Genomic DNA, 550 nt, shown 5'->3' with positions numbered 1-550 from the left:
CTGGGCGTGATGCTCCTGGGCGCCGTCCTCATCAATCTGTGGGTGCAGCGCACCGCGACCCGGAGGTGACCTTCATGGCAAGCAACGAATCCGGCACTCACGGCGCCATCCTCGAAGACAGTGTGCCGAGCGAAGCGGACGCTCCGATCGTCCAACTGCGCAACGCGGGCAAGTCCTACGGCAATGTCCGCGCCCTGCACGGCGTGGACCTCGCGGTCCGTCCCGGCCAGGTCACCTGCGTGCTGGGTGACAACGGCGCCGGCAAGTCCACGCTGATCAAGATCATCTCCGGGCTGCACCAGCACACGGAGGGTGAGTTCCTCGTCGACGGCGGGCCGGTGCATTTCACCACCCCGCGTCAGGCGCTGGACCGCGGTATCGCGACGGTCTACCAGGATCTGGCCGTCGTGCCGTTGATGCCGGTGTGGCGCAACTTCTTCCTCGGCTCCGAGATGACCAAGGGCCCCTGGCCCGTGCGCCGTCTCGACATCGAGAAGATGAAGAAGACCGCGGACGAGGAACTGCGCAACATGGGCATCGTCCTGGACAA

At 65.8% G+C, this 550-nt stretch carries 1 protein-coding gene and 1 pseudogene; both read left to right on the top strand.

Annotation, left to right across the window (positions count from 1 at the left end):
- Nucleotides 1-69, top strand: a pseudogene (locus tag AC31A1_RS52375) (sugar ABC transporter permease); the annotation flags it as partial.
- Between the two features lie 5 nt (nt 70-74).
- Nucleotides 75-550: ATP-binding cassette domain-containing protein (locus AC31A1_RS52370; RefSeq protein WP_489660070.1), on the top strand; the 476-nt coding region annotated here is incomplete at its 3' end.

This window comes from Streptomyces sp. P5F9 (genome assembly GCF_057961495.1).
Note: the sequence above shows the minus strand (reverse complement) of the source record. Positions and strands in the feature narration are given on the sequence as shown.